We start from the raw sequence: 17,834 nt of genomic DNA, 5'->3' as shown, positions 1-17,834 counted from the left end.
TTCAGAATCATCAAATTTTGAATTTAAATGGTTTTGGGGGTTGACTCGCGCCGCTAGGCGTGATACTATGATAATGGGAATTTTTGCCTCTATAAAAATTTTATCACCACTCGATTATACTAATATAGCACATCGCCGGCGATGTTGCAAGCCAAACCCCGAAAAAAAATTCGCGCCCAACGTAAAACTGAGAAATTGTGTAGAATTGCTAGGTGTAACGTTGAAGCTAGATAATGGATTTTAATCTCCAAGCACCTTTTGTCCCCACCGGTGATCAACCACAAGCGATCGCACAACTTTCTGCTAGTATTCAAACAGGAAATCATTATCAAACATTACTGGGTGCGACAGGAACCGGTAAAACGTTTTCCATAGCCGCAGTCATTGAAAAAGTCGGTAGACCTACCCTAGTATTAGCCCATAATAAGACATTAGCCGCCCAGTTGTGTAACGAACTGCGGGAGTTTTTTCCTCATAATGCAGTTGAGTATTTTGTCAGTTATTACGATTACTATCAACCCGAAGCATATCTACCCGTTACTGATACTTATATAGAAAAAACATCAGCGATTAATGAAGAAATAGATATGTTACGACATTCCGCCACCCGTTCCTTATTTGAACGCAAGGATGTGATTGTCGTCGCCTCAATTAGTTGTATTTACGGTTTAGGAATGCCGGCGGAATACCTCAAAGCCGCAATTCGGTTACAATTGGGAATGGAAATTGATCCGCGTCAAGTTTTACGGGATTTAACAGCAGTTCAATATACTCGCAATGATATCGAAATGGGGAGAGGAAAATTTCGAGTTCGGGGTGATGTTTTAGAAATTTCTCCTGCTTACGAAGATAGAATTATTAGAGTGGAATTTTTTGGTGATGAAATTGATGCAATTAGATATGTAGATCCTGTGAGTGGGGAAATTCTCCACAGTTTAGAAGCAGTAAATATCTACCCTGCGCGTCACTTTGTTACTCCTAAAGAAAGAGTAGAAATAGCTTGTGAAGATATAGCCACCGAATTAAAACAGCAACAATTAACATTAGAATCAATGGGTAAATTAGTGGAAGCACAACGCATTGATCAACGCACCCGTTATGATTTGGAAATGTTACGAGAAGTGGGATATTGCAACGGCGTAGAAAATTATTCCCGTCATTTAGCAGGTAGACAAGCAGGAGAACCACCAGAATGTTTAATTGATTATTTTCCCAAAGATTGGTTATTAGTGATAGATGAATCTCATGTTACCGTTCCCCAAATTCGCGGAATGTATAATGGAGATCAAGCGAGAAAAAAAGTATTAATAGATCATGGTTTTCGGCTTCCCAGTGCTGCGGATAATCGTCCTTTGCAAGCCGAAGAATTTTGGCAAAAAGTCAATCAATGTATTTTCGTTTCTGCAACTCCAGGAAATTGGGAATTGGAAATTTCGGAAGAGAATATTATTGAACAAGTAATTAGACCGACGGGAGTAATTGACCCAGAAATATTTGTGCGTCCCACGGAAGGACAAATTGATGATTTATTAGGAGAAATAAAAGATCGAGTTGACCGTCAAGAAAGAACGTTAATTACTACATTAACTAAACGCATGGCGGAAGATTTGACTGAATATTTAGCAGAGAGGGGAATTAAAATCAGATATTTACATTCAGAAATCAATTCCATCCAACGGATTGAGATTTTACAGGATTTGCGAAATGGTGTTTTTGATGTGTTAGTCGGTGTAAATTTATTGCGGGAAGGTTTGGATTTACCTGAAGTTTCGTTAGTTGCAATTATGGACGCAGATAAGGAAGGATTTTTGCGGACTGAACGTTCTCTAATTCAAACTATCGGCCGCGCAGCCCGTCACATTAGAGGAAAGGCAATTTTATATGCTGATAAATTAACAGGTAGTATGATTAAAGCCATTGATGAAACTGATAGAAGAAGAGGAATTCAAACGGCTTATAATAAATTGCATGGAATTACACCGCAACCGATTATTAAAAAACAAACTAATTCAATTTTATCATTTTTAGATGCTTCCCGGCGGTTAAATGCAACTGATTTAAAAATGGTTGATGAACATTTAGATGAATTATCGGTGGAAGATATTCCAGAGTTAATTACAATTTTAGAAAAACAGATGAAGGAAGCAGCGAAGAAGATGGAATTTGAAGAAGCTGCAAAATTGCGCGATCGCATTAAGCATCTACGAGATAAAATGTTGGGACGTTAAAAAGTTATAGCCATATCTGTAATCACAGTATCTACCGCATTTCGATATTTTTCATCAGAGTAATATCGTTTAGCATTAGCCATTACATGATTTATAACATCCAGTCCATCAGCATTGAGAGAGATAAATTCAAGCAATTGACGTAACTTCTCTGCTGGGATATCTTTCAACAATTGACCAAATGCAAAATTTACAAATGGAGAACCAAAAACTTTTACCCCTGAAAAATCTAATTCCACAGTTTCACCACGTAATAAATATGGATGAATCTGATTATATAGCTTTTGTCCACCATCAACGGTGATGGCATACTCACCGACGATATCATAAACTTTGTATATCATTTCTCTATCTCCTTACCCTAGCAAATCTCTAGCAAATGAATATTCACGATAAAAATCCAGTGTACTTGCAGATAAGCTGCGCGTTTTCCATAATTCTGTTTTTAGCGAGTCATTAGAATTTACGTTATCGAGTAAAACTAATAACTGTGGAAGACTCAGAAACCAACTGTTGAAAAAAGGTGAAGAGTTGGAAGTAGTAGATTGTAAATTATTTAGTTCTTTTAATCGTTTTTGAATATTTTCTATAATCTGTTTGGTTTCGGTTTCCTTTTTCGTTGTTAATTTTAAGCTGTTAACACTGATTTCCTGTTCTAGTTTTCCTACTATTGATTCAAGTAAAAATACAACATTTCTATCATTAAGTCCACCAAAGTCTAATAGTGTAATAACAACTTTTGCTATATTCCTATCATTTAAATGAATTGTTGAACCAGTATCAAGTTCCAAACCTTCGGGTCGTGTTCTAATTAATAATTCTGCGTTTAAAAGCTGACTTTGTGCCTTTATAAGACTATCAGCCATATCAACAAAAATATCGAACTCATTACCACTTCTAGCTTCTCTTGTTAATGATTTCTTTTTGACTTCAATCAATATAATGGTATCACTAGTCTCTACAACAATATCGCAATCTCCTCCTGTGTTTTTCCCATTATCATAATAACCATGAGAATAAGATATATCCTTTTTACTGAACTCCTGTCTAATAAATTTCTCAAGCTTTTTTCCTAATGTACTATGGATGTTTTTATCATAATATTCTTTGAGATGAGAAACTATTGCTTCATAGAAAGCAGGTGAACACCATGATGGATTTAACATTACATATTCGTCGTTACTTGTTTTTAAAAGAGGCTTAAATTGAAAATTTACAGATAAAATATCATTGGGTAATTTAAAGTTTTGATTGGCAGATTTTTCATGTGATAGAATATCTAAGATTTTTCTCAGACTTTGGTGAGAAATATTAGGCATTCTTGATGACAGGGATTGAAAATCATAATAAGTTGGCTTTCTATCATAATTTGCTGATTGAATAATTGTCTCTATAACATCAAATATTTGCTCTAAATTTAACCCTGTTGTAGTTGTAAATAAATCTCTATCAATCCACGTCAACAAACCACGTAGAATTCTTAAAACATCAGATGGTCGCAATTGAGTTAGAGTAAATATACTATCATAAACTGTAATATCGTGTAAAAACTTAACTAAATTGTCTATTCTTTGGATAAATATTTCAATTTGGCTATAAGGTTGTACATCAAATATTGCTGTAAATGCAGTAGAAGTTTCAATTAATCTTTGCCAAGTTTCTGATGGAGAACCAGGAATGAATATAGATGATTTTAAAGAATTTTTTACAGCAAGATTCAGGAGATAAGCTATAGGTTCAATTGGCTCATGTGAAAAACTACGGACTAAATGATATCTTTCTTGCTCATGATCAAACAAATTTTCATTCTCTATCCAAGCAAATAACCGAGTAGTTATGTTTATCCCACCAAGAAATTTTATATCAGCTTCAAGTTGTTTTATTAAACTCTCTTGATCTGAAGAGTCCATTATTATTTTTCCATCTTCAGTAGTCAATTTGTAGCCTTTTTTCCTTAACTTTTTGGCTGCATAACCTACAGCAACTTGACGTTTATATATTCTTTCAAGGTGTTCCACGCTAGGGGTTGCACTCAGAGTTATAATATCCTTAACTGCTTGAATAGCTTTTCGCCATTGATTTTCGGTATCTAACGAATAAATACTACCATTTGTTATAAATTGAAGGATTTTCTCTAGAATATAAAAATAAGGCTGTAAAGATTGTTCATCTATTATATAATGTAGAATAAATTGATCTCTCAATTTTCGCAGATGTGATACATGAAAATTAGAGCCAGCGCAAAGAGATTCTTGCACTACTCTTTGAAGATGAAGCTCTACTATTTCAGATGTCAAAGCATAATCATAAGCTATTCCATAATGCTCATACTGCCTATATAAATCTAACTCTTTTATATCATATTCAGCTAATGTTGAGCTTGTAGTATCAACCAGATTTCTAAATTTAATTTCTAAAGACATATGTTATGCAGCTTTTTAAGTGAAGACGTTAAATTTTGTCGGTATTTAAGTATTATAATAGCATAAATTTAATATCCACAGCAGTACAATATTTCTCATCAAAGTAATAGCGTCGTGATTATTCTGTAATTTTTCCTCTAGTCAACTTAATTTGTCCCCGCTTGTTTTTACTATCAAGACGTTTTCTTTGAGAATTGCGACTTGGTTTAGTTCGTTTACGTTTTCGAGGTAAAACAGACACACTTTTAATCAGTTCCTGAAGTCGTCTTAAAGCTTCCTCCTTATTCTGTTCTTGACTGCGGTATTCCTGCGCTTTAATCACCACAACTCCCTCAATAGTAATGCGGTTATCCTTCAACTTTAAAAGCCGTTCCTTATGGATTTCCGGTAAGGAAGAAGCCCCAATATCAAAGCGCAAATGAATAGCAGTAGCCACCTTATTAACATTTTGACCACCTGCACCCTGAGAACGAATTGCACTAATTTCAATATCGCTATCAGGAATAATTACTGTCTGGGAAATTTCTATCATTGCTTATATGCAGTAATTTATATCTATAATACTATATCCTAACATACAGCAATTTTCATATAACTGTAAACAATTATCAGCTACCAGCAAGAACAACAAAAAAGAGGAAGTTTTTACTTCCTCCTAGTAGTCTGTCAATCCAAAAATGACGGGTAAAGGCAAGCAGGGGGAGAAGAGGGGCAGGGGGAGTAGGGGAGGGAAAAACAGAAGTTTTTTCCGATCATTACCTGTCAAAATAAATTTGACAGACCACTAGGTAAGCTTTAAAAAGGGTGTAAGGAAGAAAAAACAACCACTAAAAATTATTCACAATACTAAATAAACAGCACTTCTGGCAAGATCAAGAGTAAAGATCTTATTATCGTAGAAACTAAATGGACCACGATATGCTGTTTCCAGGGTATTTATACCATCATAAACAGTGGTTAAAGCAACATTAGAACCACGTCCACCCAAGAAAGGTAAAGGTAAAATACCAGTACCTAAAATTTGCTGTATTTGCTCTGAATTTAAGTCATCCAAAAATGTCTTTTCCTGTAAGTCAGAAATTATGATTGTAGCCATGATCTTATTTCCTCATCAAACAGTGAATAGTTCTGGTAAACGTGACAAAATTGCCCTTGAATCTGCTAAAATAATTACCGATTTACCCAAGCATTAACTGTCCGAGCGTAATCTATCGTATTAAATTTATTATCATGAAAACTACCGGCTCCTTCATAAGTTGTTGATATGCTGTTTAGTCCATCATAAACGGTGGTTATAAAAACATTAGGACTTAGCCCTAAATTGGGATACCCCCTCCAAAAATCTCCCCCTAATAAAATATCTAATTTTGATATTTTTAAATCATCAATAAAGGTTACTAAATGACTAGGATATAAGTCATTAATTACTATTTTCTCCATTATCGTATCCTCAAAATCCTTAATTCATTTAACTACTTAATTCTGACATTTTTCTTTTAGGAATAATCAAAAAGTTGCATATTAACGTCTATTAAAAAAGACATAATTTATTGAATTATGTCTTCAGGATAATACCTTATTTAAAGCTCTAAACCATTTTTCTGTAACTTCTTAAATGGATCTAAAATAAAGTCAATAACTCGACGTTGACGAATGATTACTTCGGCACTTGCTGTTTGTCCAGGGGTAAGAGGAATCTGTTTATTGCCAACTTGAATATAAGGATTTTCTAAAGCGATATCTAATTCATAAGTTTCTATTCGGTTAGAACTATTTTCTTGAATTTTAGAGTTAGGTGAAATCCAACTAATCCGTCCTGATACAATTCCATATTCTTGGAAAGGATAAGCATCAAATTTAATTTTTACTGGCATTCCTACCTTGACAAAACCACTATGTTGACTGGGCATACGGGCTTTCAAAATCAAAGCGGTATTTTCGGGAGCAATTTGAGCAATCATTTGTCCTAATTGTACCACAGAACCAGGTTTTTTAATAGGTAATTCAAAAATTATTCCATCAATAGGAGAGCGGACAATTCGCTGTTTTAGTTGTAAATTTAAAGATGCAAGCTGTCCTTTTGTTTGCATCATTTCTGATTGAAGAGAAATTATTTGATTTTGGATGTCTTTAAACTGTTCCTGACTTTTTAATAAAACTAATTCTCCTCCTTGCATAGAACTTTTATAACTATTTTCTTCTTCTTGTAAACGTAGTTTTGCCTGTTCAATATCTGAGCGAACTTGATTCATTAGTGATTGATAACGGCTGACTTCTTCTTTTAGTCGTAACTGTGCTGTTTGCAGATTAAATTTTGCTTCTTCTTGTGAACGTTGACTTTCTTCGGCAATTTTTTCCAATTCTACTACTTTAGTTTGAGAAATTATTCCTTGCTTTAACAATAGCCGATAACGTTCAACTTCAGCAACATCTCGACGTAACCGACTTGTAGCTAATCTATAGTTAGTTTGAGTAGATCGTATATTCTGTTTTACCTGATCAATTTGGGCTAATTTCTCCAAATTCTGGAAATTATAGGCACTTTTTTTAGTCTCAAATGTTTGTTGGGCTTGATTAAGTTGAGCAAGTTTTTCTAATGATTGAGATTGATTTTGCTGACGTTGAATATTAATTGCCATGAAGACTTGATTCTTCAGTATTTCCAGTTGAGATTGTCGATTTTTTAACCCATCTAATTTATCTTTTATTTGCTGTATTTCTGTTTGTAAAACATCAGATTGCATTTCTACTAATACCTGTCCAGCTTTAACGATTGCACCTTCTTTAACATTAACAGCAACTACACTACCAGTTACCGCACTATCTAATTTTTGTGTTGCCCCTTTGGGTTCTATTCTGCCACTAGCACTTCCTGTTTCATCAACTTTAGTTAACATTGCCCAAGGTAAAATAATTGCGGCAAAACTGACTAATAAATACAACATGGAACGAGTCCATACTTTTGGTAAAGCATCTAATAATTCTTCTGTACCATAAAACCAATCTTGGGCTTTATTTAATGTCTGAGTCTGAAGTTGATTTTGGATAAAAGCAGTAGATTCAGTTTGATTCTGCGGCTTTATGGTAGTTGTTGGTTGTGTGTAAACTGACTGTGGCATAAATAATTTTAGAATTCTGGTTATAGATCCCCAACTTCTTCAATAAGTCGGGGATCTGGTTATTAAACAATTAATTTGTTTGTGCTAATTGTTGTTGATTGAGATAGAAATAATGTCCTTTTTTGGTAATTAATTCTTCATGTGTACCGCTTTCTACTAAAACACCACGATCTAAAACTAAAATTAGATCAGCATGACGAACTGTAGAAAGACGGTGAGCAATAATTACACTTGTACGTCCTTGCAGAATTTTTTTGAGGTTGTTCTGAATAATCCGTTCAGATTCAGCATCAAGGTGACTTGTAGCTTCATCTAATATTAAAAGTCGCGGATTTCCCAGTAAAGCCCGGGCAATTGCTAACCGTTGACGTTGACCTCCAGATAACATTCCGCCTCCTTCACCAATTTGGGTTTCATAACCCATTGGCATCCTTTTGATAAACTCATCTGCACCTGCAAGTTGGGCAGCTTCCACAATCTCTTCTAAAGAGGCTTCTGGATGGGCAATTGTGATATTTTCCCGAATTGTTCCGCCAAATAAAAATGTATCTTGATCAACAACTCCTATTTGCGATCGCAAAGAATGTAAGGAAATACTAGTAACATCTTGATTGTCAATTAAAACTCTTCCATCTGTCGCTAGATATAAACCCAAAATTAACTTAGAAAGTGTTGTCTTTCCAGAACCACTGCGCCCAACAACTGCTACAGTTTGCTCAGGTAAAATTTCAAAACTGAGATTTTCTAAAATATTAATCTCACTTTCGGGATGATAGCGAAAGGTAACATTATGAAAACGGATTCTCCCGATTAATCTCGGTAAGAATTGTCGAGGGTTATGTTCTAAATCTTCCTCTAGTTGTGCTTCCAATACATCATTAATTCGTTCTGTAGCGACAATTACCTCTTGTAACTGATTCCACAAAATAATTAATCGTTGGAAAGGCTGAATAATATTACCCAGTAACATATTAAAAGCAACTAACTGACCAATAGTAAGTTGATTTTGAATGACTAACCAAGCGCCAAACCAGAGCAACCCTGTACTTGCTAAAGATTGAATAGTAGAGCTAATTAATTGCAGTTGATTACTAATTACTTGACCACTAAAGTTCTTTTTGATTAAATTGTTTAGCAACTCTTCCCAATGCCAACGAACTGTTTGTTCAATAGCCATTGAGCGAATCGAAGAAATTCCCGTCAAGCTTTGAATCAAATAACTATTTTCCAAAGTTCCTGCTGTGAATACCTCTCGACTAATCCGCCGCAAAAATGGTGTGGCAAAGAATGTTAATAACACAAAGGGTGGCACAATTGCCAATGTCATTAATGCCATTGGTGGACTGTACCAAAACATTAATCCCACATAAACAAAAACTGTTAATAAATCCAAGCCAATAGATAGAGCTTCACCCGTCAGAAACCGTTGAATTTTTTGATTTTCCTGAACACGAGAGACAATATCTCCCACATAACGAGACTCAAAAAATGACAGAGGTAAGCCAAATGTATGCTTAATAAATCCCACCATTAAAGCCACACTAATGCGATTAGCGGTGTGATCTAGTAAATATTGTCTTAACCCATTAATAGCAACCCGAAACAACCCAAAAACTAACAATCCAAACCCGACAGTATTTAAAGTTAAGATGCTACCTTGAACAATGACTCTATCTAATAAAAGTTGAGTAAATAAAGGTGTGATTAATCCAAATACCTGAATTAATACCGAAGCAATAAATACTTCTAAGAGAACCTGAAAATGCGGTTTAACTAAATCAAATAACTGCCAAAATGGCGTGTTAGCTTCTTGCGTTTTTTTGAGTGAAGTTGTAGGCTGTAATAGTAAAGCGTAACCAGTCCAACCTGCAAGAAATTCCTTAATAGTAAGCTGACGTTGGCCAATAGCGGGATCAGCAACAATTACCTGTTTTTTGGTAATTTCATAGACAACAATGTAATGTCTACCTTGCCAATGAGCGATCGCTGGTAAAGATTGTTGGGCAAATTTATCCAAACTGGCTTTCACCGGACGGGTAGCAAAACCAAGGCTTTCTGCTGCTGCACTCAAACTTCGCATGGATGCACCACTCCGGCTAACATTAGCCAGATCCCGCAGCCGATTGATACTCAGGTTTTTTCCCCAATAACGGCCAACCATAACTAAGCAAGCAGCACCACAATCAGCAGCACTTTGTTGTTCAAAAAATGGATAGCGTTTAGTAAATTTACGCCACCAATTACCAACAACTACCGTAGGAATAGGAAAGTATTGAGGGCGTTTTTTTACTTGTGTTGGTGGGGGAATTATTGGTTGAGGTAAATTGGCACTATTTACAGTTCTTGGGGCTTCAATCAGCGGAATTTCTGAAGAATTCGCAGTGTTAATTAGCTCTGCCTTATTCAGCAAAAGATGATAAACACTAGGAAACTCTCCCATTACCTTAGTTAATATTTCTTGGGGAAGATAGGCAACCTTTAAATTCATAGAAGCTCTAGCCACATAACTGCTAAAATCTTGTTCTGGAAATAAAGTTAACTCCCCAAATGATGACCCTGAAGTGAGAGTATTAATTAAATTGTTCGAGCTATCAAGTAATCTCACCTTACCAGTCAGCACAACATAAATTCCCGGCTTTGCTGTTGTCGCTTGCCAAAATTGCTTTGCTACTGGTGGTTCAATAATTTCTAAAGCCTTGGTACAATCTATAACTGCTTGATCTGATAAGCCATCACCCAAGACTTGCCTAATGTGTGTAACTAACTGTTCCTGAGAAAACGCTGATAGCATTTCCTAACCTCCAAAACACTATTATTTATTGGTCTGCATGAGATTCAATGACCAATGAAAACTAGGTTCAGGCGGAGAATGCAAATCACTAATTTTAATTGCTAAATCCTGATTTTCAGTAGTTATCAATGGGGAACTTTTATGTTTAGTAGAAAGTCCCATTTGTTTAAGGAGGCGATTAATGTGGCGATCGCTAATTTGAATTCCCAACTCTTTCGCTAAATGTTTACTCAACCATTGCGCCGTCCAATCACCAAAAGCATAGCCATATTCACGGGGACTAGAATTGACTAATTCCTTCAATCTTTCAATATATTGATGATTAACAATCTTTGGTCTACCCAATGGGCGCTGATTCCATTTGTGAGCCATCCCCGCCTCAGCAGTACCTATCCAATACCTAGCCATCTCCTGAGAACAACCAATCATGTCACAAATATGAGTTTGCGATTTGCCCATATCTGCTAACAACATAATCTCAATTCGTCGCCGATATTCTGGTTGTGAATTGCTTTGTAAATTTTTTAGCAATGTCTTTCGCTGAAAAGGCGTTAAAAACTTACTTTCATAACCATCGTAAATATCAATAACCCGATTTTGATGAGAATAAGATGACATAATTCTTACCAGTTGCCTTCTACTTTCAAATTTGGGCAAATTTATCTGTTACATCGATTGCTCAAAGACAGATGCCAGAAATTTCACAGATATTCAGTATTTAATTTGGAGGATGTTTCATGAGTATTTATGTGATTCTCAATATCTATGCAGCAGGCATAGCTGTTATGTCCCTCAATCAACAGCACTGTCTGGTAAAACACCCATAAATAAAGTCCAAAAAATTCGCTTTCTCATACCAAATTTATCTGCATTAGTTAATCATTCTCAAAATTTACCTAGCGCATGATACTATCTCTAATTTAGATTTCCAGATATTTGTAAACACTGGTATTGAAGTTAATCAATCCTCAAATATTTAAGTTCATGCAGTTCTAATTACCCAATAATTATGGAACAATTGTGCTAAAAATTGCAGCCTCAAAATAGATAAGCTCAGAAAGATGTAATCTATCTCTTACACTAGCCTAAAATGAGAAAACTCTCATCAGCAGACGTTCTTAAATATGAAATCGTCTACTCGATAGCTGAGACTGAGCCATTCAGTTTAGATAAAAAAGTGATGAAGCTTTGATTGTTATCTTTAAATTCTGCTATATCTTCTTCTAAAATTTATATAAAAAATAAAATCTTCATCTAAACTTCATCATCTCTTCATATAAAATTTATATCAACTTAAAGCTGATAAGTAGGTTGGCGTTGAAAATTGTCGTCATAGCACTAGGCAAGAGGCAAGAGGCAAGAGGCAAGAGGCAAGAGTAAAGAAGTTTTCAGCGATTTTACATTTCTTTACACAGTTTGGTTTTATTGTGTTCACCTACTTATAAATATGGTTAGTAATTTCTAGTAAATCCTATTGTAGAATTTTATATCCATGAAAAAGAAGCTGTAAAATTATTACAACTTCTAATTGCAGTTATATCAATTGCCAGTTGACATAACAGTAAAAATTTGCAAATAAGAGCATGATTTCACCATGACCTTCCGTTTCCTCATCTACCTTGATTACCAAAGTTAGCCAAACCTTAGTCACAGGAAATTTGCTAGAAAAAGTTATCTAGCCATCTCAATTTAATTAGGGCAACCCACCACCCTAATTGAAAACTGCTCAAACTTCTGAGGAAAAATAACCACCTTTAGTCATGGTTCATCAGTCTTGATGGAGAATTTAATTAATGAAAAACTGAATGCCAAAGCAATCAGCCTATATGTTTCATGTACAGACACAAACAGTTTTTTGGGAAAAATGCAATTTGTCTGCTATGAACCTTTATTTAGGTTGCTATTTCTAATTTATAAGATGTTACCAGTGTATATTTGCCATTGTGGCAGAACTTTACGAAGGATTCAGTAATTGCAGTTACTCACATTGAGCATCATACTGAGTAACAAGCAATTACGATATAATCAGCAACTATGCCGACTTTTTTCCCCGACCATTGGCGCGTGCTTCAGCATGATGCTTGCCGCCAACTTCCATATAAGCTAAATCCTTAATCTTGCTTAAACAGTTAGATGCCAGATTGCCTTCGGATCTTTTCTCTGTGGGTGGTTTAGCAATTTTGAGAGTTTCATGATTTTGTGTATTCAAGCGACTCATGCGAGCGTTTTCTTTCAATATGCGGTTATAAGTGCGATAAGGGATATAGTGCATGGGATTATAGCCCACGAATCGTAACATTAAAACACAAGCCCAAGAATACTTCCCTGCCAAAATCGCTTCGACGACTTGGTCTAACTGTTCAGGATGGATTTTTGCTTCTAAGTTGTTACCACTGCCAGCAATATCTTGATTCATAATCTTAGTTATCTTTGAATTGAGTAAATTAGTCCAGTTGGGAGCAAATGCGATGGTCTTCAGCCAAATTGCTGTTGGGGGAACAACCGGAACCTATAGGTAATCAATTGGTGGCAGATGTTGAGAAAAGTAACAACTTTCGATAAAAGTCCGGTACTTGCGAATATTGATACCTGACGGGAATGGGAATCAGAAAACTGGATCTCTACGATTACCCATTTAACTAAGCTAAAACGCGCATTTGACCTGATGATTTTTTCCATAACCTGACCTGTGATTGAAAACCTGACTATTTTTAATCAAGTCTGTGTACTGCTGTGCCTTGCCGTGTATACCCTGATTTTCTGGGCAGTCTTACAGTTTTCATTTAGTAATATCTATAGATCACAGAAATAATATGTATTAATTGTGTCTGGGCTGTAGATTTATACTTACCAATGAATCAAAGGTAAAAATTTACCTTTTCTGTGGTTTCTACCTGGAGGAATTGAGTTTGGCGTAGCTTTTCGTAGATGCAATTATGTCCTCTTGAAATTTCCAAGTGGAAATTTTCTGCTTCTCCCTAGTTACTGCTGTATAACTTCTTACCATTAATTGTGGTGCTTTTGCTGTAAAAGCTCACAATTACTGAATGGAATCAGGAAAACCATTGATTTCTCAATTTCAAAAGCCACATTTTTATTTATACTATTTTTTGTCGCTAATGTCATCTGCCAAGGTGGCAAGATTTAAGTTAAATTTACTGAACTTATCTAGATATTTACTTATGTCTTGTGCAAGTTTGATTTTTGTCCCCAGTTGGCAAAAAATGAGGGGTGTTACCCCCCACTTTAATCTCAAGGGCAGATGTTATCATCGTTATACAAAGCAAAAAAACTACGAATCACCTTTGTCTATGCTCCGTAGCATATAGATAGTCGTCGCAACTATAGCTCAAAAACAAATGAACTTTAATTACCACAAATTTAATTTTTATATAATAATTTCTTTAATGAGAATCCTTGCTTTGTAGGCACTCTAAAGCTTTAAGTCCTAAAATTTTGACGGCAATAAAATAAATATCAATTACAAAATAATTCCATAATTAACAGTATTGTTTATTGTTAATACTCTGGGTTTCGATATTAATCTAAATTACCAATATGTTTGTTTTTATATAAAAAAATACCTGTAGCTATATCTGGACAGCAAAAACTGGATCACCATGAACCTTTCACTATTATCTTATTTGTTTAGTAAAAGCTATTTGTTTATTAGGGAAAATTAGCATTTAATTAAATAACTAGGTTGGTAATTATATGTATGCAATTTATTAATATAAGTAAGATTACAGTAATATTCATTAAACTGATTCGGTAAGAAGAACCATCATTATTTATGGTCAATTGCCGCAGATTATTCTTGTCAAAGCCGATACTTAGGTAGAAAATAAAGATCAAGTCCGTATGGCTAAGTAATTCTTAACAAATCAAATTTGCTCAAATTTCCGGGTCTCAAACGCTACTATTCAGCTTTGAGAGCGAATTATTAACTTACCTTTGGGGGTTAAAGTCCCCTGCTTCTACAAGCAGCGGGTTTTGCGTCGGGGTAAAATCCCCGTTGCAAAACGTAATTCTAAATTCTAAATTCTAAATTCTGCATTCTTTTAACTGAGATTTTCTCAATAACTTGCCCAGAAATTTATCCGGTAGTTGCTTGACAGATCAGAATGAGGAGGTTATAGTGTAACTCCCAAGCTGTTTAAGTTTTTAAACAAGTTGGGCAATTTTCACAAGCAGTTCGCTAGATCGAAATTTTGACTCTATTACAACTAGCTGGGAACTTATCAGCTAAATTAGGAGTCGTAAACACTAAGTGCATTTGAACCTGACTAACCTGACATCATAGATTGATAAAGCTCCTGCTGTCCTTGCTTTATTCAACTAGCCTGCATCTACTCATATTACTAAATTTAAGGTCTACTGAAAAACTCTCATCTTTTCCCAACTAGATTCGAGGATTTTTTGGGTGATTAATCGCAATCTTTTTATGTCCCATAACCCTAAATGAAGTGGGGGAATTGGTAGTTATTTTGTTGTAACTTAGCTAAAAAAGTTACTTTTGCCGATCACCGTTTAAAAGTGTTGTTGTATAACGAGCCTCTGCAAAATCTAATTACTGATGATTGATAGAGGTATCTTTGAAAGCATTGGTTTTCAGATTTAAATTCCTCAACTCTTAAACATTACTGATTTTTTGGCTAAATTCCGGAAACAACAGGAAAATAAAATTTCCCGAATTAATTGTTAAATATTTATTTATAATCCCAACAAAAAGATCCCTGAATTCTCGAAGAAGTCAGGGATTTAAAGAATGGTAAATTTAACGAACTAGCAAATAGATTCCCCAAATAGCCATAGCGCGGAGATAGGTACTAGCGCGGAAAGTGCCATTAGCGGTGATTGCTTCCGGGGTGCGAAATTGCAAACCATTGTCGTAAATTTGCCTCACCACAGCCTCAGTTAACCGCATTGCCTCATTTTTCATGTTCATTTGCACCAGGAAAGCTGCTAGACCAAAATTGATTCCCGTCCAAACTTCCAAAGGGTGTGTAGAATTAGGATTTTCTGGTAAACCATTGGGAAGAACACCGTTAGCAGCACCAAATTTACCATTTTGGAACTTGAGAAAACAGGAATCATATACTTTTGTTAAGGCAGACAAAGCGCGATCGCTGGGGACAATATCTGGTAAACTCAATAGACGAGCGTAAAATTGCCCACACAATTGGTCAGCCATAACTACATCAGAACCACTGTCACTATCCAAACGGTAATACTCACCATTCCAAAGCTTCTCCTGATAAATTGGCTTCGATTGACTTAACCAACCTTGATAAATAGACCCTTGCACCTCCACCTCTGCGTCCTCTGCGCCTCTGCGGTTCGTTAAAATCTTAGAAATAGCAATAGCAGACTCCAAAGCAGCTAACCACAAACCACCGCAATAGGCGCTGACACCTTGTAAACGCCAATCATCGAAAGTTTGGTCAGGAGCGCCAGAATTTTCTGGTATACTGTCACCATCGAGATCAAAAGTTTTCACATAATCGAGAGTTTGGACAATAGCATCCCAACAATCTGCTAAAAATTGAAGATCATTTGCACCGGTAAACAGAAAATCTCGATATACCTGCAAGACAAAATCACAACCTAAATCTTTCCACAGGTTGCAATCTTGATAACTAGTATAATTGGTTTTTTCCCAAACGTGTTCATTGGGTGCGCCTAAATCGTGGGGTGTCGCACCGGCAATTTTCCGAATTGCGTTGGGACTTTCCGATTTGATAGTCAGATAATAACCGATTATTCTAGTTCTATCATCACTTTGGGGAATTGCTCTAGCAAAAGCGCGAATTACGGATTTTTCCAATTCAGGAAATAACATCAATAACCCAAAAGAACCGTATAACCGCACATCTAGACTTTCATACCAACGGTAATCTAAACATTCTAACACGGCAAATTGACCAACGGGATCAATTTCTGAGGCCGCACTCCAGAGAGTTCCTCCACTGGTTAAATCGTAGAGTTCGTTAAATAAAGCCATTTTGAACCAGTCAGGTAAATCTGATTTTGCCAAAATGGGATTTTGCCAATCTTGAATGAGCGATCGCCAATTCTGATATTCTTTAAGAGCAGTAGTGGCAATCTGCCAAGCATTCTCACCATTACAACCAAAAAAGTCTGTATATCTGCGGTAATAGTTCACTCCCGCTGCAAATTCTGTAACGGGAAAATCCCAACTTAACACAAAAGGAACTTCTAAATTTTCCCCAGGTTGCAAAGTGAAACGCACCGCAATTGCTGCACCTAATCTGGTATTTTCATCTGCGGGAGTTTCATCTATATAATTAGGTAAAGAACCATTTGTAGAAAAACTTTGCCAAACATCTTCACCATTACCCACAGGATTAAATCGGGAATGATAGAATATTTCCACTTGAGGATTCTTTGCAGTTGCAATACACCAAGTTCCGTCTCCTTCTTGAACAGTTTGACTATTAGAAACTTGACCTAAAACACAACCAAAATATTGATCATCTTCTGCTAAACAATTATAATTTCTTTGACTTTCTCCCCAACGTGGTAGATATTCATAAACTGGACTTCCATCATCTCTAACTCTAACTTCAGGAGATTTTAAAGTATTAGTAAACCAACCCACCATATTTTCCCAAGTTAGCATAATGCTAATGGTAATTGGTGCATTTGTGGGGTTGTGTGCTTTCCACAAGAAAACCGCAACCGGATAACTTGATTCTTGATAATTATCTGCCCAAATTGGCGAAAATTGCTCACAGGTTAATTGAGTTTTTAAGACATTTTCATAAACAAACCAACTGCGGGGATAAAGTGCGTGATATGTACCTGAATTCTGTTCCTGAGACTGTGGATACCATTGCCAAGATTGTAGTGTATGATCTTCTGGAGGTTGGGTAGATAATGCGTAAGCTTGTCCAGATTCAAAAATACTAAATTGACAAGCGGGAACAGTTTTAAAAGTATGTTCTCCCCCGTCAATGTGCCACAGGTTAAAGTCTCCCCGTGAAGAACGTCCTATACACCCTGCACCAAAGCCACCAAGGGGCATTCCGTGCCAGGGACCATCATCAATATTACTGGGATAACGGACGGTGTAGGGGTTCTCCCAGCCTAAGCCAATGGGACGTTTCCAGGTGCAGGGGGGAATTTGTGGGTGGTTTGTCATAGTTTGAGTTTCAAGGTTGACGCTAAGGAAGACTAGCGAAAGATAACAGAAAATCAGGAAATAATGCAATAATTCATTACAAGCTTGATCAACTTACTAACCATTTAA

The 17,834-nt window shown here is 35.9% G+C and carries 11 protein-coding genes; 1 reads left to right on the top strand and 10 read right to left on the bottom strand.

Going from position 1 to position 17,834, the window contains the following annotated elements:
• Window positions 1–230: 230 nt before the first annotated feature.
• Entirely contained in the window at window positions 231–2,228 is a 1,998-nt protein-coding gene (gene uvrB / locus FJR08_RS13200; protein ID WP_168633486.1) for an excinuclease ABC subunit UvrB, read from the top strand.
• Here uvrB and FJR08_RS13195 read toward each other — a convergent pair.
• The 10 genes from FJR08_RS13195 to FJR08_RS13150 form a co-directional block, all read right to left on the bottom strand.
• The gene (locus FJR08_RS13195) at window positions 2,225–2,572 is read right to left on the bottom strand and encodes an STAS-like domain-containing protein (protein WP_168633471.1); all 348 of its coding nucleotides are present in this window, start codon (window positions 2,570–2,572) and stop codon (window positions 2,225–2,227) included. The genes uvrB and FJR08_RS13195 overlap by 4 nt on opposite strands.
• A 12-nt stretch (window positions 2,573–2,584) precedes the next feature.
• Window positions 2,585–4,651 carry a hypothetical protein gene (locus FJR08_RS13190; protein WP_168633470.1) on the bottom strand — a complete coding sequence of 689 codons (2,067 nt, stop codon included), beginning with the start codon at window positions 4,649–4,651 and terminating at the stop codon, window positions 2,585–2,587.
• A 118-nt stretch (window positions 4,652–4,769) separates the two neighbouring features.
• Window positions 4,770–5,183, bottom strand: coding sequence for an alternative ribosome rescue aminoacyl-tRNA hydrolase ArfB (gene arfB, locus FJR08_RS13185; RefSeq protein ID WP_168633469.1), 414 nt, complete (start codon window positions 5,181–5,183; stop codon window positions 4,770–4,772).
• 306 nt (window positions 5,184–5,489) lie between these two features.
• A complete protein-coding gene (locus FJR08_RS13180) occupies window positions 5,490–5,747 on the bottom strand; it encodes a hypothetical protein (protein ID WP_015079887.1) in 258 nt (85 codons plus the stop codon).
• A 74-nt stretch (window positions 5,748–5,821) separates the two neighbouring features.
• Entirely contained in the window at window positions 5,822–6,091 is a 270-nt protein-coding gene (locus FJR08_RS13175) for a hypothetical protein (RefSeq protein ID WP_168633468.1), read from the bottom strand.
• 140 nt (window positions 6,092–6,231) lie between these two features.
• Window positions 6,232–7,770 (bottom strand): HlyD family efflux transporter periplasmic adaptor subunit, encoded by a 1,539-nt coding sequence (locus tag FJR08_RS13170; RefSeq protein ID WP_168633467.1) that lies wholly within the window; start codon window positions 7,768–7,770, stop codon window positions 6,232–6,234.
• A 70-nt stretch (window positions 7,771–7,840) separates the two neighbouring features.
• Entirely contained in the window at window positions 7,841–10,561 is a 2,721-nt protein-coding gene (locus FJR08_RS13165) for a peptidase domain-containing ABC transporter (RefSeq protein WP_168633466.1), read from the bottom strand.
• A 21-nt stretch (window positions 10,562–10,582) separates the two neighbouring features.
• Entirely contained in the window at window positions 10,583–11,179 is a 597-nt protein-coding gene (locus tag FJR08_RS13160) for a helix-turn-helix domain-containing protein (protein WP_148760480.1), read from the bottom strand.
• A gap of 1,414 nt (window positions 11,180–12,593) precedes the next feature.
• Window positions 12,594–12,977, bottom strand: a complete 384-nt coding sequence (locus FJR08_RS13155; RefSeq protein ID WP_015079882.1) for a HetP family heterocyst commitment protein — start codon at window positions 12,975–12,977, stop codon at window positions 12,594–12,596.
• A 2,361-nt stretch (window positions 12,978–15,338) separates the two neighbouring features.
• The gene (locus FJR08_RS13150; protein WP_168633465.1) at window positions 15,339–17,726 is read right to left on the bottom strand and encodes a GH116 family glycosyl hydrolase; all 2,388 of its coding nucleotides are present in this window, start codon (window positions 17,724–17,726) and stop codon (window positions 15,339–15,341) included.
• Window positions 17,727–17,834 lie beyond the last annotated feature (108 nt).

The organism is Dolichospermum sp. UHCC 0260 (assembly GCF_009711985.1).
Classification (GTDB): domain Bacteria; phylum Cyanobacteriota; class Cyanobacteriia; order Cyanobacteriales; family Nostocaceae; genus Dolichospermum; species Dolichospermum lemmermannii.
This window is presented reverse-complemented; position numbering and strand designations above follow the sequence as displayed.